General features: G+C 58.3%; 16 protein-coding genes and 1 other RNA gene. 13 read left to right on the top strand and 4 right to left on the bottom strand.

Annotated elements, in window-relative coordinates:
- The first annotated feature begins 4 nt into the window (after nucleotides 1-4).
- Entirely contained in the window at nucleotides 5-823 is an 819-nt protein-coding gene (gene cof / locus ACOTXT_RS06445) for an HMP-PP phosphatase (RefSeq protein WP_008503309.1), read from the top strand.
- A gap of 40 nt (nucleotides 824-863) precedes the next feature.
- Here cof and ACOTXT_RS06440 read toward each other — a convergent pair whose 3' ends face one another.
- Nucleotides 864-1910: a PLP-dependent cysteine synthase family protein gene (locus ACOTXT_RS06440; protein WP_008503308.1), complete on the bottom strand. Its 1047-nt coding sequence runs from the start codon at nucleotides 1908-1910 to the stop codon at nucleotides 864-866.
- A gap of 115 nt (nucleotides 1911-2025) precedes the next feature.
- On the opposite strand from ACOTXT_RS06440, the gene ACOTXT_RS06435 reads away from it, so the two are divergent.
- From ACOTXT_RS06435 to amtB, 5 genes are all read left to right on the top strand, one after another.
- Nucleotides 2026-2484, top strand: coding sequence for an Lrp/AsnC family transcriptional regulator (locus tag ACOTXT_RS06435; RefSeq protein ID WP_008503307.1), 459 nt, complete (start codon nucleotides 2026-2028; stop codon nucleotides 2482-2484).
- A 30-nt stretch (nucleotides 2485-2514) separates the two neighbouring features.
- Nucleotides 2515-4287 (top strand): SmdA family multidrug ABC transporter permease/ATP-binding protein, encoded by a 1773-nt coding sequence (locus tag ACOTXT_RS06430; protein ID WP_008503306.1) that lies wholly within the window; start codon nucleotides 2515-2517, stop codon nucleotides 4285-4287.
- Nucleotides 4280-6061, top strand: a complete 1782-nt coding sequence (locus ACOTXT_RS06425; RefSeq protein ID WP_100122044.1) for a SmdB family multidrug efflux ABC transporter permease/ATP-binding protein — start codon at nucleotides 4280-4282, stop codon at nucleotides 6059-6061. Before ACOTXT_RS06430 ends, ACOTXT_RS06425 begins: the two co-directional genes overlap by 8 nt.
- Before the next feature lie 220 nt (nucleotides 6062-6281).
- Nucleotides 6282-6620, top strand: a complete 339-nt coding sequence (gene glnK / locus ACOTXT_RS06420) for a P-II family nitrogen regulator (RefSeq protein ID WP_008503304.1) — start codon at nucleotides 6282-6284, stop codon at nucleotides 6618-6620.
- Between the two features lie 35 nt (nucleotides 6621-6655).
- A complete protein-coding gene (gene amtB / locus ACOTXT_RS06415) occupies nucleotides 6656-7945 on the top strand; it encodes an ammonium transporter AmtB (protein WP_008503303.1) in 1290 nt (429 codons plus the stop codon).
- A 95-nt stretch (nucleotides 7946-8040) separates the two neighbouring features.
- Here the strand turns inward: amtB and tesB are convergent, their stop codons facing one another.
- Nucleotides 8041-8901: an acyl-CoA thioesterase II gene (gene tesB, locus ACOTXT_RS06410; protein WP_023293157.1), complete on the bottom strand. Its 861-nt coding sequence runs from the start codon at nucleotides 8899-8901 to the stop codon at nucleotides 8041-8043.
- 203 nt (nucleotides 8902-9104) lie between these two features.
- Here tesB and ACOTXT_RS06405 point away from each other — a divergent pair, with 203 nt between their 5' ends.
- Nucleotides 9105-9632, top strand: a complete 528-nt coding sequence (locus ACOTXT_RS06405; RefSeq protein ID WP_008503301.1) for a YbaY family lipoprotein — start codon at nucleotides 9105-9107, stop codon at nucleotides 9630-9632.
- 32 nt (nucleotides 9633-9664) lie between these two features.
- Here the strand turns inward: ACOTXT_RS06405 and ACOTXT_RS06400 are convergent, their stop codons facing one another.
- Entirely contained in the window at nucleotides 9665-10030 is a 366-nt protein-coding gene (locus ACOTXT_RS06400; RefSeq protein WP_023293156.1) for an MGMT family protein, read from the bottom strand.
- A 118-nt stretch (nucleotides 10031-10148) separates the two neighbouring features.
- On the opposite strand from ACOTXT_RS06400, the gene ffs reads away from it, so the two are divergent.
- The 3 genes from ffs to ACOTXT_RS06385 all read left to right on the top strand — a co-directional run bounded on the left by ffs (nucleotide 10149) and on the right by ACOTXT_RS06385 (nucleotide 10971).
- Nucleotides 10149-10245, top strand: an RNA gene (gene ffs, locus ACOTXT_RS06395) — signal recognition particle sRNA small type.
- Nucleotides 10246-10507: 262 nt separating this feature from the next.
- Nucleotides 10508-10759 (top strand): hypothetical protein, encoded by a 252-nt coding sequence (locus tag ACOTXT_RS06390; protein WP_021241644.1) that lies wholly within the window; start codon nucleotides 10508-10510, stop codon nucleotides 10757-10759.
- Entirely contained in the window at nucleotides 10756-10971 is a 216-nt protein-coding gene (locus ACOTXT_RS06385; RefSeq protein ID WP_008503298.1) for a hypothetical protein, read from the top strand. Before ACOTXT_RS06390 ends, ACOTXT_RS06385 begins: the two co-directional genes overlap by 4 nt.
- Nucleotides 10972-11054: 83 nt before the next feature.
- Here the strand turns inward: ACOTXT_RS06385 and ACOTXT_RS06380 are convergent, their stop codons facing one another.
- Nucleotides 11055-12476: a PLP-dependent aminotransferase family protein gene (locus tag ACOTXT_RS06380; protein ID WP_333165163.1), complete on the bottom strand. Its 1422-nt coding sequence runs from the start codon at nucleotides 12474-12476 to the stop codon at nucleotides 11055-11057.
- 86 nt (nucleotides 12477-12562) lie between these two features.
- On the opposite strand from ACOTXT_RS06380, the gene ACOTXT_RS06375 reads away from it, so the two are divergent.
- The 3 genes from ACOTXT_RS06375 to ACOTXT_RS06365 all read left to right on the top strand — a co-directional run bounded on the left by ACOTXT_RS06375 (nucleotide 12563) and on the right by ACOTXT_RS06365 (nucleotide 17516).
- Nucleotides 12563-13174, top strand: coding sequence for a YczE/YyaS/YitT family protein (locus tag ACOTXT_RS06375; protein ID WP_021241642.1), 612 nt, complete (start codon nucleotides 12563-12565; stop codon nucleotides 13172-13174).
- Nucleotides 13175-13252: 78 nt separating this feature from the next.
- Nucleotides 13253-14323 (top strand): LacI family DNA-binding transcriptional regulator, encoded by a 1071-nt coding sequence (locus tag ACOTXT_RS06370; protein ID WP_106106320.1) that lies wholly within the window; start codon nucleotides 13253-13255, stop codon nucleotides 14321-14323.
- Nucleotides 14324-14426: 103 nt separating this feature from the next.
- Nucleotides 14427-17516, top strand: a complete 3090-nt coding sequence (locus ACOTXT_RS06365; RefSeq protein WP_333165169.1) for a beta-galactosidase — start codon at nucleotides 14427-14429, stop codon at nucleotides 17514-17516.
- Nucleotides 17517-17553 lie beyond the last annotated feature (37 nt).

Here is a 17553-nt window from a genome sequence, read left to right as displayed (position 1 = left end):
AATCATGGCTCGGCTCGCTGCATTTGATATGGACGGTACGCTGTTAATGCCGGATCACCGTTTAGGGGAGAAAACCCTGAACACGCTGAAGCGCCTGCACGAGCGTAATGTCACCCTGACGTTTGCCACCGGGCGTCATGTTCTGGAAATGCGCCATTTGCTGGGTGCGTTTGCCCTCGATGCCTTTCTGATCACCGGCAACGGGACGCGAATTCACTCTGTAGAAGGCGATGTGCTGTACCGACAGGATCTCAACCCGGAAGTGGCGGATATCGTGCTGCACAGTACCTGGGATACGCAGGCCAGCATCCACGTCTTTAACGATCGGGGCTGGTTTACCGGAAGCGACATCCCGGAATTATTGCACGCGCATGTGTATAGCGGTTTTAAATACCAGCTTATCGATCTGCGCCGGATCCCCGCCCATGCGGTGACCAAGATCTGCTTCTGCGGCGATCACGACGATCTCTGTCGCTTACGGATCCAACTGAATGAGGCGCTGGGCGACCGGGCGCACCTGACCTTCTCGGCGGTGGATTGCCTGGAAGTACTGCCGGTGGGCTGCAATAAAGGTTCCGCTCTGGCGGTGCTGAGCGACCATCTGGGATTAACGCTGCAGGAGTGTATGGCGTTCGGTGACGCCATGAACGACCGCGAAATGCTGGGTAGCGTAGGTCGCGGTCTGATCATGGGGAATGCGATGGCGCAGCTGAAAGCAGAACTTCCCCATCTGCCGGTTATCGGTCACTGCCGTAATGAAGCAGTGTCCCATTTTTTGACGCATTGGCTGGACAATAACAACCTCCCATATTCCCCCGAATAGTGAGACCCTTCCAGCAAGCCAGACTTCGGTCTGGCTTTTTTTATTTCAGCAGTTGAGCAATCTGCGCCTTCCAGGGGGCGATATCACCGATGTTGGCCTGCACCCACTCCGCATTGTAGTAGGTCTCGAGATAACGCTCGCCGCTGTCGCACAGCAGCGTGACGATGGAACCGGTGCGTCCCGCTTCGCGCATACGTGCGGCAAGCTGCAGCGCGCCCCACATATTGGTGCCTGTCGAGGCGCCCACTTTGCGGCCCAGCTGCGTTTCTAGCCAGTGCGCCGTTGCCACGCTGGCGGCATCCGGCACGCGCATCATCTCGTCCACAACGTCGGGGATGAAAGAGGGCTCAACCCGCGGACGGCCAATCCCTTCAATCTTACTCCCCACCGGGCTGCGCAGACCGGCATCGCGGTTTTGCCAGTAGTCGAGGAACACGGAGTTCTGCGGGTCAACTACCATCAGCTGGGTATCGTAACCCTGGCAGCGGATATAGCGTCCGATCGTGGCTGACGTGCCGCCGGTACCGGCGCTCATCACAATATAGGACGGAACCGGATGCGGTTCGTGGGTCATCTGGCGGAAGATACTGTCGGCAATGTTGTTATTCCCGCGCCAGTCCGTTGCGCGCTCGGCGAAGGTGAACTGGTCCATATAGTGGCCGTTCAGCTCACGAGCCAGCATTTCGGAGGCGGCGTAGATTTCGCAGGCGCTTTCCACAAAGTGGCAGCGACCGCCGTAAAATTCGATCTGTTCGATTTTGCGTTTTGCGGTGCAGGAGGGCATCACCGCAATAAACGGCAGGCCCAGCAGGCGGGCGAAATAGGCTTCGGACACCGCCGTTGAACCGGAAGAGGATTCAATGATGGTGGTGCCTTCTTTAATCCAGCCGTTACATAAACCGTATAAAAACAGCGAGCGCGCCAGGCGATGCTTCAGGCTGCCGGTAGGATGGGTGCTTTCATCTTTCAGATAGAGCTGAATGCCGTCAAATCCCGGCAGGGAAAGGCGAATCAGGTGCGTATCCGCCGAGCGCTGATAGTCGGCATTGATTTCGCTGATCGCATGTTTAACCCAGGTGCTATTCATCGTCGTTATCCGTTTGTCATTTTGTGCCTAGCATAGCGAAAAGCACAGAAAAAATTGTTGCTATCTGGCCTTTAAAATAGAATTAAGGGAGAAAAATTTTCTCTGTGAGGTGGGTATGCTAGATAAAATTGACCGCAAGCTCCTTTCATTGCTGCAAAGTGACTGTACCCTCTCTTTGCAGGCGCTGGCGGATGCCGTTAATCTGACCACCACCCCGTGCTGGAAGCGGCTTAAGAAGCTGGAAGATGACGGTATTCTTCTGGGGCGCGTCGCGCTGTTAGATCCTGAAAAACTGGGGCTTGGGTTGACGGCATTTGTGCTGATAAAAACCCAGCATCACAGCAGCGAGTGGTATTGCCGCTTCGTTACCCAGGTGTCTGAGATGCCCGAAGTGCTCGGTTTCTGGCGTATGGCCGGCGAGTACGATTACCTGATGCGCGTCCAGGTGGCCGACATGAAGCGTTATGATGACTTCTACAAGCGGCTGGTGAACAGCGTGCCGGGGTTATCGGACGTCACCTCAAGCTTCGCTATGGAACAGATTAAATACACCACAGCATTACCCATTGAATAACTTCGTAAAATACCTTCAGGAACAAACCGCGTGCGATTATTTGCCCAATTAAGCTGGTACTTTCGTCGGGAGTGGCAACGCTACCTCGGTGCAGTCGCCCTGCTTATTATCATTGCTATCCTGCAGCTGATCCCGCCGAAAGTGGTGGGCTACGTCGTGGATGGCGTCACCGAACAGCATTACACCACCGCACGGGTGTTGATGTGGGTTGGCACGCTGGTGCTGACGGCGGTCATTGTTTATCTGCTGCGCTACGTCTGGCGCGTGCTGCTGTTTGGTGCGTCCTATCAGCTGGCCGTTGAGCTGCGTGAAGATTTTTATCGCCAGCTGAGTCGACAGCATCCCGAATTTTATCTGCGCCATCGCACCGGGGATCTTATCGCGCGCGCGACTAACGACGTCGATCGCGTGGTCTTTGCCGCCGGGGAAGGGGTGCTGACGCTGGTGGACTCGCTGGTAATGGGCTGCGCGGTGCTGATCGTCATGTCAACGCAGATCAGCTGGCAGCTGACCCTGCTGGCGCTGCTGCCGATGCCGCTCATGGCGCTGGCGATCAATCGCTACGGCGAACAGCTGCACGAGCGCTTCAAGCTGGCGCAGGCGGCGTTTTCGTCGCTGAACGATCGCACCCAGGAGAGCATGACCAGCATCCGCATGATTAAAGCGTTTGGTCTGGAAGACCGGCAGTCCGCGCTGTTTGCCGCCGATGCGGCCGACACGGGGGCGAAAAACATGCGCGTCGCGCGTATTGACGCGCGATTTGATCCAACGATTTATATCGCAATTGGCATGGCAAATATGCTGGCGATTGGCGGCGGTAGCTGGATGGTGGTGCAGGGCACGCTCACCCTGGGCCAGTTGACCAGCTTTGCCATGTATCTGGGGCTGATGATCTGGCCGATGCTGGCGCTGGCCTGGATGTTTAACATCGTGGAGCGCGGCAGCGCCGCCTACAGCCGTATTCGCGCCATGCTGGCCGAAGCGCCGGTGGTCAATGACGGCAGCGAAGCGTTGCCGGAAGGACGCGGCGTCATGAAAGTCGACGTCCGCAAGTTTATCTATCCGCAAACGGAACATCCGGTGCTGGAGAACGTCAGTTTTACCCTTCAGCCGGGCCAGATGCTCGGCATCTGCGGCCCGACGGGATCCGGTAAAAGCACCGTGCTGTCGCTGCTCCAGCGCCACTTTGACGTCACCGAGGGCGATATTCGCTTCCATGATATTCCGCTCACCAGCCTGCTGCTGGATGAGTGGCGTGGTCGCCTGGCGGTTGTCAGCCAGACGCCGTTTCTTTTTTCTGACACCGTGGCGAACAACATCGCGCTTGGTTGCCCGGCAGCAACGCAGGAAGAGATCGAGCATGTGGCGCGTTTAGCCAGCGTACATGATGATATTTTGCGCCTGCCGCAGGGCTACGACACCGAAGTCGGGGAACGCGGCGTCATGCTGTCCGGCGGGCAAAAACAGCGTATCTCCATTGCCCGCGCGCTGCTGCTCAATGCCGAGATCCTGATTCTGGACGATGCGCTCTCCGCCGTGGACGGCCGTACCGAGCATCAGATCCTGCATAACCTGCGCCAGTGGGGCGACGGACGCACGATAATTATCAGTGCCCACCGTTTGTCAGCGCTCACCGAAGCCAGCGAAATTCTGGTTTTGCAGCACGGCCATATTGCCCAGCGCGGGCAGCATGACGCGCTGGCAGAGCAGCCGGGCTGGTATCGCGATATGTACCGTTATCAGCAGCTTGAGGCGGCGCTGGATGATGCGCCGGAGCAGGATGAGGAGGCCGCCAATGCGTAAGCTCGGAACGATGTGGCCGACGCTCAAACGTCTGCTGGCCTACGGCTCGCCGTGGCGTAAACCGCTCTCCGTTGCTGTGCTTTTACTCTGGATTGCGGCGATTGCCGAAGTGAGCGGGCCGCTGCTCATCAGCTACTTCATCGACAATATGGTCGCCAAAAGCTACCTGCCGCTCGGGCTGGTGGCGGGATTAGGCGTGGCCTACGTTGGGTTGCAGCTGGCGGCGGCAGGGTTGCACTATGCGCAGTCGCTGCTGTTTAACCGTGCAGCCGTAGGCGTTGTTCAGCAGTTGCGTACCGATGTGATGGACGCGGCGCTTCGCCAGCCGCTCAGCGAATTTGATACCCAGCCGGTCGGGCAGGTGATTTCGCGCGTGACCAACGATACCGAGGTGATCCGTGATCTGTACGTCACCGTGGTGGCAACCGTGCTGCGCAGCGCGGCGCTGATTGGCGCGATGCTGGTGGCGATGTTCAGCCTCGACTGGCGCATGGCGCTGGTGGCGATAACGATCTTCCCGGCGGTGCTGATCGTCATGGTGATTTACCAGCGTTACAGCACGCCGATTGTGCGCCGGGTGCGCGCCTATCTGGCCGATATCAACGATGGCTTCAACGAAGTGATCAACGGCATGAGCGTCATCCAGCAGTTCCGCCAGCAGGCGCGCTTTGGCGAGCGCATGGGCGAAGCCAGCCGTTCACACTATATGGCGCGTATGCAGACGCTGCGCCTGGACGGTTTCCTGCTGCGACCGCTGCTGAGCCTGTTCTCGGCGCTGGTGCTGTGCGGGCTGCTGATGCTCTTTGGCCTGAGCGCAAACGGTACGATTGAAGTGGGCGTGCTGTACGCTTTCATTAGCTATCTTGGACGCCTTAACGAGCCGCTGATCGAACTCACTACGCAGCAATCGATGCTGCAACAGGCGGTTGTCGCCGGTGAGCGCGTCTTTGAGCTGATGGACAGGCCGCGCCAGGCCTACGGCAATGACGAGCGACCTCTGCAAAGCGGGGCTATCACCTTTGATAACGTCTCGTTTGCCTATCGCGAAGACCGTCTGGTGCTGCAGGACATTACGCTCGATGTGCCGTCACGCGGTTTCGTCGCGCTGGTGGGCCACACCGGCAGCGGTAAAAGCACGCTCGCCAGCCTGCTGATGGGCTACTATCCGGTCACGCAAGGCGAAATCCGCCTCGACGGACGTCCGCTCGCGTCGCTCAGCCACACGGTGTTACGCAAAGGCGTTGCGATGGTGCAGCAGGATCCGGTCGTGCTGGCCGATACCTTCTACGCCAACGTAACCCTGGGAAGGGACTATTCGGAGGCGCAGGTTTGGGCGGTACTGGAAACGGTGCAGCTGGCAGAGCTGGCGCGCGGGTTCAGCGACGGGATCAACACGAAACTGGGCGAGCAGGGCAACAATCTCTCCGTGGGGCAAAAACAGCTCCTGGCGCTGGCGCGCGTCCTGATTGAAACGCCGCAGGTGCTGATTCTGGACGAAGCCACGGCCAGCATAGATTCTGGAACCGAGCAGGCGATTCAGCAGGCGCTGGCCGCCGTACGCGACCACACGACGCTGGTGGTGATTGCTCACCGGCTCTCCACCATCGTCGACGCGGACACGATTCTGGTGTTGCATCGCGGACAGGCCGTGGAGCGCGGTACGCACCGCGAGCTGCTGGAAGCACAAGGGCGCTACTGGCAGATGTACCAGCTGCAGCTGGCGGGCGAAGAGCTGGCCGCCAGCGTGCGTGATGAAGAGTCTCTTAGCGCCTGATGCACTAAAATGAGGCGCCGCGCTAACAGTCATTCCTGTTGGTGCAAAACTGAAACGCACCCTGCACCGGCATGGTGCGTTTTTTTTCACCGGTTCATTTATCAGAACCGTGTAACGCACATCGCACCGCGATTCCCTCACGTTTTCATTTCTGGCACATCCCTTGCAATACCTTCCGCGTAAGCTGCGGCCATTACCGAATTCTGACTGGAGGGGATCTATGAAGCTGGTTACGGTTGTAATCAAACCATTCAAACTCGAAGACGTGCGCGAAGCATTGTCTTCAATGGGTATTCAGGGACTGACTGTCACCGAAGTGAAAGGCTTTGGTCGTCAGAAGGGTCATGCCGAGCTTTATCGCGGGGCGGAATACAGCGTTAACTTTCTGCCAAAAGTAAAAATTGATGTCGCGATTGCTGACGATCAGCTTGATGAAGTCATTGATGTCATTAGCAAAGCGGCCTACACCGGCAAAATTGGCGACGGCAAAATTTTCGTTGCCGAACTGCAGCGCGTCATTCGCATCCGTACCGGCGAATCTGACGAAGCGGCACTGTAATTAACGCCTGGCACACAGTGATAGGGATCGAGAAAATGAAGATAGCAACACTTAAAACGGGTCTGGGTTCGCTGGCGCTGCTGCCGGGCCTGGCGCTGGCTGCTGCCCCTGCGGTGGCCGACAAAGCCGATAACGCCTTTATGATGATCAGCACCGCGCTGGTGCTGTTCATGTCCATTCCGGGCATTGCGCTGTTCTACGGCGGTCTGATCCGTGGCAAAAACGTTCTCTCCATGCTGACGCAGGTTGCCGTGACGTTTGCACTGGTCTGCGTGCTTTGGGTGGTTTACGGTTACTCTCTGGCGTTCGGCACGGGTAACGCGTTCTTTGGTAACTTCGACTGGGTGATGCTGAAAAACATTGAACTGACCGCGCTGATGGGCAGCTTCTATCAGTATATTCACGTGGCGTTCCAGGGCTCGTTCGCCTGCATTACCGTCGGGCTGATTGTGGGCGCGCTCGCCGAGCGCATTCGTTTCTCTGCGGTCCTGATCTTCGTGGTGGTCTGGCTGACGCTCTCCTATGTGCCGATTGCGCACATGGTCTGGGGCGGTGGTCTGCTGGCCACGCACGGCGCGCTGGACTTCGCGGGCGGTACCGTTGTCCACATTAACGCCGCGGTCGCGGGTCTGGTGGGTGCTTATCTGATTGGCAAACGCGTGGGCTTCGGTAAAGAGGCGTTCAAACCGCACAACCTGCCGATGGTCTTTACCGGTACTGCGATCCTCTACTTTGGCTGGTTTGGCTTCAACGCCGGTTCAGCCAGTGCCGCGAACGAAATCGCCGCGCTGGCCTTCGTGAACACCGTTGTAGCCACGGCGGGTGCAATCCTCTCCTGGGTGTTTGGCGAGTGGGCGGTGCGCGGTAAACCTTCCCTGCTGGGTGCCTGTTCAGGTGCGATTGCCGGTCTGGTTGGTATCACTCCTGCGTGTGGTTATGTCGGTGTCGGCGGTGCGCTGCTGGTCGGCCTGGTGTCTGGTCTGGCGGGTCTGTGGGGCGTCACCGCACTGAAACGAGTTCTGCGCGTGGATGACCCTTGCGATGTGTTCGGCGTGCACGGCGTGTGCGGGATTGTCGGCTGTATCATGACCGGTATCTTCGCGGCGAAATCGCTCGGTGGCGTGGGCTACGCAGAAGGCGTCACCATGGTTCATCAGGTGCTGGTGCAGCTGGAAAGCATCGCTATCACCGTGGTGTGGTCTGCAGTTGTCGCGTTCATCGGCTACAAGCTGGCGGACATGACGGTGGGCCTGCGCGTACCGGAAGAGCAGGAGCGCGAAGGTCTGGATGTGAACAGCCACGGCGAGAATGCGTATAACGCATGATCTGAGTGTCTTGCCGGGTGGCGGCTTCGCCTTACCCGGCCTACAACAGCACAAAACGTAGGCCCGGTAAGCATCGCGCCACCGGGCTTTTTACATCAACCTCTGTTACGCATCACCCCTTCCTGCACTGTTGAAGCGACCAGCACGCCGTCCTGAGTATAAAACTCCCCACGCACAAACCCGCGGGCGCTGGATGCCGACGTACTCTCCACGCTGTAGAGCAGCCACTCGTTCATGTTGAAGGGACGGTGGAACCACATCGAGTGATCGATCGTCGCGACCTGCATCCCTTTTTCGAGGAAGCCGACGCCGTGCGGCTGCAGCGCCACCGGCAGGAAGTTGAAGTCAGACGCATAGCCCAGCAGATACTGATGGACGCGGAAATCTTCCGGCACGGTGCCGTTGGCGCGGATCCACACCTGACGCTTTGGCTCGGCGGTGTGGCCCTTCATCGGGTTGTGGAACTCGACGGGGCGGATCTCAAGCGGCTTATCGCAGAGAAACTTCTCTTTAACCTGCGGCGGCAGCAGATGCGCCAATGCGCGAGCGATATCCGTTTCCGATTTGAGATCGTCCGGCGAGGGGGCAGGGGGCATGACTTTCTGATGCTCATAACCCGGCTCCGGCGCCTGGAAAGAGGCGGTCATGTAAAAGATCGGCTTACCGTTCTGGATGGCCGCGACGCGGCGCGCGCTGAAGCTGTTGCCGTCTCGCAGAACTTCAACGTCATACACGATGGGTTTCGCGCTATCGCCAGGGCGTAAAAAGTAGCTGTGGAATGAATGCACCAGACGGTCTGCCGGGACAGTCTCCTTTGCAGCGTACAGCGCTTGTCCAACGACTTGCCCACCGAAGACCTGGCGTAAGCCTAAATCTTCGCTCTGTCCGCGAAAGAGTCCTTCCTCAATTTTTTCCAGATTCAGTAATGTCAGCAGATTGTTCAGTGCCTGACTCATAGTTGTCCTCAATAAACGCCGTAGCGAAAGATAGGCAGAGTATAACGCAGAAATGAAAGTGGTCCGATGGGTAGAATAATCTGAATATCGGGATGATTTCAGGCATTAATCAGTGAGTTGTGCCACACTTAAAAACGTTATGTGATTGAAACGACATCGGATGGGATCGATCCCGCTGGTGCATTGATGATAAGGAGACTTCAATGAAACTCGTGCCTATGCTAAGTGGTGTAGCGATTGCGGTGGCGTTGTCCGCCTGTGCCGGTAAGAGCGCCCAGGTGCCAGTGCCAGCAGCTGACCCGAACGGGATTAATACCCTTTCGCAGCAGTCCATTCAGCAGCCTAACGTTTCCGGTACCATCTGGATTAAACAGAAAGTTGCGTTGCCGCCGGATGCGGTATTAACGGTGACGCTGTCTGATGCTTCCCTGGCCGACGCGCCGTCGAAAGTCGTGGCCCAGCGTGCCGTCCGTACTGAAGGCAAGCAGGCGCCGTTTAGCTTCGTGTTGCCGTATAACCCGTCGGACGTGCAGCCTAATGCCCGTATTCTGCTGAGCGCAGCGGTCACCATCAACGGTAAGCTGGTGTTTATCACCGATACGGTCCAGGAAGCGATTAACAACGGTGGAACCAAAATCGACCTGAACCTGGTGCCAGTACAGCAGACCGAAGTGCCGGTCGCACCGCAAACCAATCAGCCGTCTCTGCCAACCCCACCGACGCAGATGTAATGTGGTTATTCCCCTCTCCTTCGGGAGAGGGGTCAGTACACCCACCGGTACTTCTGCAAATCGATCTGACCCGACCCTGACACCTGGACACCCTCTGAAAGTAACGCCTGACGCTGACGCTGAAGATCCGGCCCGGTGAGCGAAATGTTCCCATGACGATTCACCACGCGATGCCAGGGCAACGTACTGCCTTCCGGCAGCCGTTTCAGGACGCCTCCAACCTGTCGCGCCGCGCGCGGGGAACCGGCCAGGCGCGCAACATCACCATAGGTAGTGACATAGCCTTCCGGTATTGAGGCCACGATTTGCCATACGCGCTGTGGAAAGGAGTCGTGTTCGTCCATACCTTCACCTGTGGGGGGAGTTTCTGGAACGCTATGGTAAACGAAGATCTTCATGATTGCTGCGCCTGTTTGCGCAAGAAACCAGCATCCGGTTCCTGGTCACTTGCAATTGGGCTTTAGCACAGGGATAATGCGCCAGCGCGTTGGTTATCAACGCTCTCAATGGGGGCTCTGTTGGTTCTCCCGCAACGCTACTCTGTTCACCAGGTCAGGTCCGGAAGGAAGCAGCCAGGGCAGACGACGTGTGTGCCGGGATGTAGCTGGCAGGGCCCCCACCCATTTCTGAGCCTCTGCGTTCTTCCCTGATTTTTGCCTCTTCCCTGGTCGTTATTCCCTAATAAGATTATGCCTATAGCATGTAATATATATTTCATCGCGCTGAAATATTAATGTCATAAACTTGTAATAATAGTCGGGCATTTTATCCTTGGCCGTCTATTTTCTGGCAAAACTCAAAAAAATATATATCTGGATAACATTGTTAACTTCGTGTATTAAATAAAGTACTTATTCCGAAGGGAAGTGACAAACATGGCTACAGCGGTATTAAACGTTAAGATTGATGACGCGCTAAAAGAAAGACTTCGCCACTATGCGGAAGTGAATAACGAGAATTTAAGCGTGACGACAGAGAAACTGCTGCTGCTGGCGTTCGAGGCAGTAGAAGAGGCGGGAGTATCGGAAGAGGATATTGATAATCAGCATACGGAAGAAGAGAATGTTTCTCCATTTACTCCTAAAGAAATCAAGGCTCTACGTAAACTTCTGAAGAAGAGAAAATGAAACAACAACTGTCAACTGCCAGTGACTACAAAGAGGCCTGCGATTTGTTGCGTTCAGGCTACGTGAAGCATGTACGTCTTGGCTGGAATGTCGGAAGTGATGAGTTCTTTCGTATTGCGTCTGACTGGTGTGATACTGGCGCAAAAATAAAGAAAGACGGTGAAAACTTCGTTATTTCACTGAAAGGGTTTCCTATTCCTGCTCAGCATTAATTCCGGACTGGTGAAAACTGCTGACTGTATCCATGACAGTCAGCAGTTTTTATTTTTTATGATCGGCTTCAAACTTTTTGCTATTAAATCACGCTGCGTTTTACAGGTGGCACGTTTTTATTCAGGGCGAGCCATAACGGTTTAATCCTCAGCAGCGCCTGTTCAAGTTCTGTCGGCTCGAGCGAGAAGGGCATCCGCAAATAGCGGTCAAACGCACCCGATAAACCAAACCGCGTACCGGTCCCCAGATTTATCCCCAGAATCTCAGCCCGCGCGGCAAGCTGCGTCGCCAGCATGCCGGGAAGCTCAATCCAGTATGAGAGCCCGCCCTCTGCTTCATGGAATGTCCACTCCGGGAAATGTTCACGCAGCAGTTCACCGCATCGATCGCGTCGTTCCGCCAGCATTTTGCGGCGTGCGGGTAGAAACGTCTCGCTGTTGTTGATGAGCCACAGCGCCGCTAGCTGTTCCAGCAGCGGCGAGCCTAAATCCAGCGTATCGCGCGTCTGGGCAAGCGTGGCGATCGTGCGCGAGGACGCGCGGATCCAGCCGAGACGCAGCCCGCCCCAGAAGCTTTTTCCGGCAGAACCTAAGGTGATGACGGTGGCCTGCGGGTTAAAGGAGGCCACCGGGGGCGGAGGAGGGGCGTCAAACCAGAGATCCACCATCGTTTCATCTACCACCAGCGTCGTACGGGTTTGCGCAGCAATATCGGTAATGGCCTGACGGGTCGCGACATCCATGCAGCGCCCGGTGGGGTTATGAAAATCAGGCATCAGGTACGCCAGGCGCGGCGCGGTTTGGGCAAGCGTGGCGGCGAAACCGTCCGTATCCCAGCCCGTTTCCGGCAGCGACACCCCCACGGGCCGACACTGCGCGCCCTGAATGGCGGCAATCGCCAGCGGATAGGTGGGGTGATCGACCACGACGCGATCTCCCGGCCCGGTCATCATCCGCAGGACCAGCGCGAAGCCGCTGACGGCGCCATTGACCACCATTACTTCGTCCGCGCGGGTGGGAAGACCCCGCGCGGTGTAGCGCGCAGCGATGGCCTCCCGCAGCGTCGGGAGCCCTAGCTGATCGTAACCCGTCAGCGCGAGGTGCTGCGTAATGGCCGTGAGCGCGTGGGTATACGCCTGGTGGATTTCCGGCCCGGCATTGAGGGCGGCAGTGGAGAGATCCAGTGCGGCACTCGCCGCGGAAAGCGTGGGAACGGCGCGCGTATCCGGGAGGATCACGCGTGACCCGCTGCCGTGGCGGCTTTCAAGATATCCCTCCTCGCGCAGATGGGCGAGGGCGCTGCTGATGGTGGTCCGGCTCACGTCCAGCGCCGTGGCCAGCTCGCGCTCCCCCGGTAGCCGTGTATTCAATGCCAGACGTCCGTCAAGGATTAACAGGCGCAGCGCATCGGCCAGCTGTCGCCAGAGCGGCGTGCGGGATGAGGTTTGCTGCCAGTGGCCTAAAAGGCGTACCAGAGACTGGCTTCCGAAGCGACGTGACGACATATGCAGTCCACTATTTGAAAACTGGACATTAATCATAGTGCCATTTTAGGTCAGGATGAAAGTCTGGTTCACTGGAGAAGATAAAAATGGTACGTCGTCTGCTACAACTCTATGTCGGTTTAGGACTGTATGGCCTGTCCACCGCGATGTTTATTCGTTCCGATTTGGGTGTCGATCCCTGGGATGTTTTTCACCTTGGGGTGGGGATACAGCTGGGGATGACTATCGGAACGGTGATCATTTTAACCGGTGCTGCGGTGCTGCTGCTGTGGATCCCCCTGCGCCAGATGCCGGGCCTGGGCACCATCAGCAACGTGATTTGTATCGGTCTGGCGGCGGATGCCAGCATGGCGCTTATCCCGGAACTGGACTCGTTACCTGTGCGCATCGCTTTCCTGGTGTCGGGTATCGTGATGAACGCGATTGCGACCAGCATGTACATCGGCGCCGGTTTTGGGCCAGGCCCGCGCGACGGCCTGATGACCGGCATTCATGCCCGGCTGGGATGGTCCATTCGCAGCGTGCGTACCTCCATTGAGGTGTCCGTCCTGCTGATTGGGTGCGTGCTTGGCGGCACGTTTGGGGTGGGAACGGTAGTATACGCCCTGACCATTGGCCCACTTATCCAGCTCTGTCTGCCCTGGTTCCGCCAGAAGCCGAGCGTTGCTGAAATTGCGCAGCCGGAGCGGGTTGTTTAATTTTGCGAAGCGCTCACATGTTTTAACGGCGTCGCTGTGCCACAATAATGGGCCCCGACTCACGCGATGCCACAATGCATGAAAGCTATCACTCTCTATGATGTCGCCCTCCTTGCGGGGGTTTCTTATCAGACCGTCTCTCGCGTCATTAACGACGCGGAGCATGTGTCTGCCCGTACCCGGGAAAAGGTTCAGCAGGCGATGGCGGAGCTGAACTACGTGCCTAACCTGCGGGCACAGCAGCTGGCGGGTAAACGCACCCGCACGCTGGGACTTATCACCACCGATCTGGCCCTGCATGCGCCCTCGCAAATTGTGTCGGCGGTAAAATCCCGCGCGGCGGAACAGGGGGCGAGCGTCCTTATCTCCATGGTGGAGCAACCGCAGCAGTGTCAGGCCGCGCTTCAGGCGCTGCTGGCACAGCGGGTGGACGCGCTGCTGGTGAATGTTCCGCTTGATGATGAACACGCCGAACAGCTGAGGGCGCTGGCGTCGCCCGTTCCGGTGCTTTTTCTTGATGTCTCGCCTTCAGCACAGGTAAACAGCCTCGTATTTAACGCCGTACAGGGGGCGCATCTGGGCGTTGAGCACCTGCTGTCGCTGGGGCATCAGCGCATTGCCCTGCTGAGCGGGCCGGAAAGCTCAGTCTCTGCTCGGGCGCGTCTGGCGGGATGGAAAGCGGCTCTGGCCCGCGCGGGGCATGAAGCCACTGCGGTGGCCTACGGAGACTGGAGCGCGGCCAGCGGTTATGAGAAAGGACATGTGCTGCTGTCGGGTACCGCATTGCCGGATGCCATTCTGGTGGCGAACGATCAAATGGCGCTGGGGGTAATGCGCGCCTGCGCGGAAAAGGGGATCGCGATTCCAGGCCAGATGTCGGTGGTCGGGTTCGACGATACGGCTGACAGCGCCTGGTTTTCCCCGCCGCTGACGACCATTCGCCAGGCGTTTCGCGAGGCGGGCGAGCGCAGCGTGGAGTGGCTGCTGTCGCCCACCGAAGGCGAGACGTGCTGGCAGGTTCAGCTGCCGGTGACGCTGGTTACCCGCCATTCCAGCGCGCGCCGCGCGCCGCAGCAGGCCGAACGCGAGGATCTGGCGCAGCAGCTCAGAAGCCTGGCTCTCCTGGCCGAGCAGCTTGTCCGCAAATAAGACTTTTGTGATCGGACTCGCTAGCCTGCGATTGAATGCTTTACCGTCGCAGAATGCCAGGGCATGTTAACCAAAATTGTGAGCGCTTCGCAAAGAGGTTACTATGTCCAACACATCCTCGCTGACCCTCAGCGACATCCTGGCCCGTCGGGACTGGGAAAACCCCGGCGTTACCCAGTGGAACCGCCTGCCCGCACACGCGCCGTTGCACAGCTGGCGTAATGAATCTTCCGCCAGAGATGACGCTGGATCTATCAGCAGGCGCTCTCTTAACGGGATGTGGCGATTTAGCTATTTTTCTTCACCCGAGCAGGTTCCTGAGGCATGGGTCAGCGAAGATTGCGCGGATGCCGTCGCGATGCCCGTGCCGTCGAACTGGCAGATGCAGGGGTTCGACACGCCTATCTACACTAATGTCACCTATCCCATCCCCGTTAACCCACCTTTTGTGCCGCAGGAAAACCCGACAGGTTGTTACTCGCTCACATTTGACGTGGATGACGCCTGGCTTCAGCGCGGGCAAACCCGAATTATTTTTGACGGCGTGAACTCGGCATTCCATCTGTGGTGCAACGGGCAGTGGATAGGCTATTCCCAGGACAGTCGATTGCCCGCCGAGTTTGACCTCTCGGCGGCATTACGCCCCGGGCAGAACCGCCTGGCGGTCATGGTCTTGCGCTGGTGCGACGGCAGCTATCTGGAAGATCAGGACATGTGGCGCATGAGCGGCATTTTCCGCGATGTCTCCCTGCTGCATAAGCCGGAGACGCACATTGCGGATTATCACGTGGTCACCGATCTGAATGCGGAGCTGGACCGAGCGGTGCTGAAAGTCGACGTCGCGCTGGCAGGCACTGACTACCCGGAATGCGAGGTGGCGATCACGCTGTGGCGCAACGGCGAGCGGTGTGGCAGTACTACCCAACGGCCCGGATCTGCCATTGTGGACGAGCGCGGCAACTGGGCCGAGCGGTTAACGGCGGCGATCCCGGTTACAGCCCCGGCGTTATGGAGTGCAGAAACCCCGGAACTCTATCGTCTGACGATCTCGCTTTTGGATGCGCAGGGCAACGTGCTAGAGACGGAGGCCTGCGATGTTGGCTTCCGCCGGATTGAAATCAGCAACGGCCTGCTGAAGCTCAACGGTAAACCGCTGCTGATCCGCGGGGTTAACCGGCACGAGCATCACCCGGAAAACGGCCAGGTGATGGACGAAGCGACGATGCGCCGCGATATCGAGATCATGAAGCAGCACAACTTCAACGCCGTTCGCTGCTCGCACTACCCGAACCATCCGCTGTGGTACCGGCTTTGCGATCGCTACGGGCTGTACGTTGTTGACGAAGCCAATATCGAAACCCATGGCATGGTGCCGATGAGCCGCCTTGCTGACGATCCGCGCTGGCTGCCCGCCATGAGCGAGCGCGTGACCCGCATGGTGCAGCGCGATCGTCATCATCCCTCAATCATCATCTGGTCGCTGGGCAATGAGTCCGGGCACGGTGCAAACCACGACGCGCTGTACCGCTGGCTGAAATCCACGGATCCGACGCGTCCGGTGCAGTATGAAGGCGGCGGCGCGAACACGGCGGCGACTGATATTGTCTGTCCGATGTATGCCCGGGTCGATCAGGATCAACCCTTCCCGGCGGTGCCTAAATGGTCAATCATGAAATGGATCGGCATGCCGGATGAAACGCGTCCGCTGATCCTCTGCGAATACGCCCACGCGATGGGGAACAGCTTCGGCGGGTTCGCGAAATACTGGCAGGCGTTTCGCAGCCATCCTCGCCTGCAGGGGGGATTTGTCTGGGACTGGGTCGATCAGGCATTAACGAAGAAAGACGAAAATGGCAACGCGTTCTGGGCGTACGGCGGGGACTTTGGCGATAAGCCAAACGATCGGCAGTTCTGCCTTAACGGCCTGGTCTTCCCCGATCGCACGCCGCACCCGGCGCTGTTCGAGGCGCAGCGCGCGCAGCAGTTCTTCACCTTTACGCGGGTCAGCACCTCTCCGCTGGTGATTGAGGTGCAAAGCGGGTACCTGTTCCGCCATACCGATAACGAAGTGCTGAGCTGGACGGTTGCCCGGGATGGGAAGGTACTGGCTTCGGGCGAGGTGACGCTGGCGGTAGCCCCTGAAGGCGTTCAGCGTCTGGAGATCGCTCTGCCGGAATTGAAAGCCGAGCCGGGGGAAGTCTGGCTGAATGTTGAAGTGCGCCAGCCGCGGGCAACACCGTGGTCACCGGCTGACCATCGCTGCGCGTGGGAGCAGTGGCTGCTTCCGTCTCCGCTGTTTGTCGCACCGCCAGCCTCTGCGGGCGAGCCGCCGGTTTTGACGCAAAACGACCGCATCCTGGCGATCGCGCATGGTCAACAGCGCTGGCAGTTCGATCGCGCAACCGGAAACCTGGCTCAATGGTGGCGAAATGGCGTGGAAACGCTGATATCGCCTCTGACGGATAACGTCAGCCGTGCGCCGCTGGACAATGATATTGGCGTGAGTGAAGCGACGAAGATCGATCCGCATGCATGGGTTGAGCGCTGGAAAGCGGCGGGCATGTACGATCTTACCCCGCGCGTGCTGCACTGTGAGGCCGAGCAGCACGCAGACGAGGTGGTGGTCACAACCCAGCACGTCCTTGCGTATCGCGGCAACGCGCTGTTTCTGAGTCGTAAAACCTGGCGGGTGGACGATCGGGGAGTACTCCACGGCGATATTCAGGTGGATATTGCGTCTGATATCCCGGAACCCGCGCGCGTTGGCCTGAGCGTTCATCTCGCCGAAACGCCGGAAAACGTGTCCTGGCTGGGGCTGGGGCCGCATGAAAACTATCCGGACAGAAAGCTGGCGGCACAACAGGGGCGCTGGACATTACCCCTGGCGGAGATGCATACGCCGTATATCTTCCCGACGGAAAATGGTTTGCGCTGTGATACGCGGGAGCTGGCGCTGGGAACGCATCAGCTGAACGGCCGGTTCCATTTCTCGGTGAGCCGCTACGGCCAGCAGCAGCTGCGGGAGACAACCCATCACCATCTGCTGCGCGAAGAGCCGGGATGCTGGCTCAATTTCGATGCGTTCCATATGGGCGTGGGCGGCGACGACTCCTGGAGCCCCAGCGTCTCGCCGGAATTCCTCCTGCAGACACGCCAGCTTCGCTATACCTTCAGCTGGCAGCAGAACCCTTAACTGACCCTGGAGATGCGGCCACAGAGTGTGGCCGCAG

Source organism: Enterobacter cloacae complex sp. IR5422 (assembly GCF_049238165.1).
In the GTDB taxonomy this organism is placed as follows: Bacteria; Pseudomonadota; Gammaproteobacteria; order Enterobacterales; family Enterobacteriaceae; genus Enterobacter; species Enterobacter roggenkampii.
Note: the sequence above shows the minus strand (reverse complement) of the source record. Positions and strands in the feature narration are given on the sequence as shown.

Excerpts from the sequence above, each read along its gene's own strand:
- cof (WP_008503309.1), top strand. The coding sequence starts at position 5 with ATGGCTCGGCTCGCTGCATTTGATATGGACGGTACGCTGTTAATGCCG.
- ACOTXT_RS06440 (WP_008503308.1), bottom strand. The coding sequence starts at position 1,910 with ATGAATAGCACCTGGGTTAAACATGCGATCAGCGAAATCAATGCCGAC.
- ACOTXT_RS06435 (WP_008503307.1), top strand. The coding sequence starts at position 2,026 with ATGCTAGATAAAATTGACCGCAAGCTCCTTTCATTGCTGCAAAGTGAC.
- ACOTXT_RS06425 (WP_100122044.1), top strand. The coding sequence starts at position 4,280 with ATGCGTAAGCTCGGAACGATGTGGCCGACGCTCAAACGTCTGCTGGCC.
- glnK (WP_008503304.1), top strand. The coding sequence starts at position 6,282 with ATGAAGCTGGTTACGGTTGTAATCAAACCATTCAAACTCGAAGACGTG.
- amtB (WP_008503303.1), top strand. The coding sequence starts at position 6,656 with ATGAAGATAGCAACACTTAAAACGGGTCTGGGTTCGCTGGCGCTGCTG.
- tesB (WP_023293157.1), bottom strand. The coding sequence starts at position 8,901 with ATGAGTCAGGCACTGAACAATCTGCTGACATTACTGAATCTGGAAAAA.
- ACOTXT_RS06405 (WP_008503301.1), top strand. The coding sequence starts at position 9,105 with ATGAAACTCGTGCCTATGCTAAGTGGTGTAGCGATTGCGGTGGCGTTG.
- ACOTXT_RS06400 (WP_023293156.1), bottom strand. The coding sequence starts at position 10,030 with ATGAAGATCTTCGTTTACCATAGCGTTCCAGAAACTCCCCCCACAGGT.
- ACOTXT_RS06390 (WP_021241644.1), top strand. The coding sequence starts at position 10,508 with ATGGCTACAGCGGTATTAAACGTTAAGATTGATGACGCGCTAAAAGAA.
- ACOTXT_RS06385 (WP_008503298.1), top strand. The coding sequence starts at position 10,756 with ATGAAACAACAACTGTCAACTGCCAGTGACTACAAAGAGGCCTGCGAT.
- ACOTXT_RS06380 (WP_333165163.1), bottom strand. The coding sequence starts at position 12,476 with ATGTCGTCACGTCGCTTCGGAAGCCAGTCTCTGGTACGCCTTTTAGGC.
- ACOTXT_RS06375 (WP_021241642.1), top strand. The coding sequence starts at position 12,563 with ATGGTACGTCGTCTGCTACAACTCTATGTCGGTTTAGGACTGTATGGC.
- ACOTXT_RS06370 (WP_106106320.1), top strand. The coding sequence starts at position 13,253 with ATGAAAGCTATCACTCTCTATGATGTCGCCCTCCTTGCGGGGGTTTCT.
- ACOTXT_RS06365 (WP_333165169.1), top strand. The coding sequence starts at position 14,427 with ATGTCCAACACATCCTCGCTGACCCTCAGCGACATCCTGGCCCGTCGG.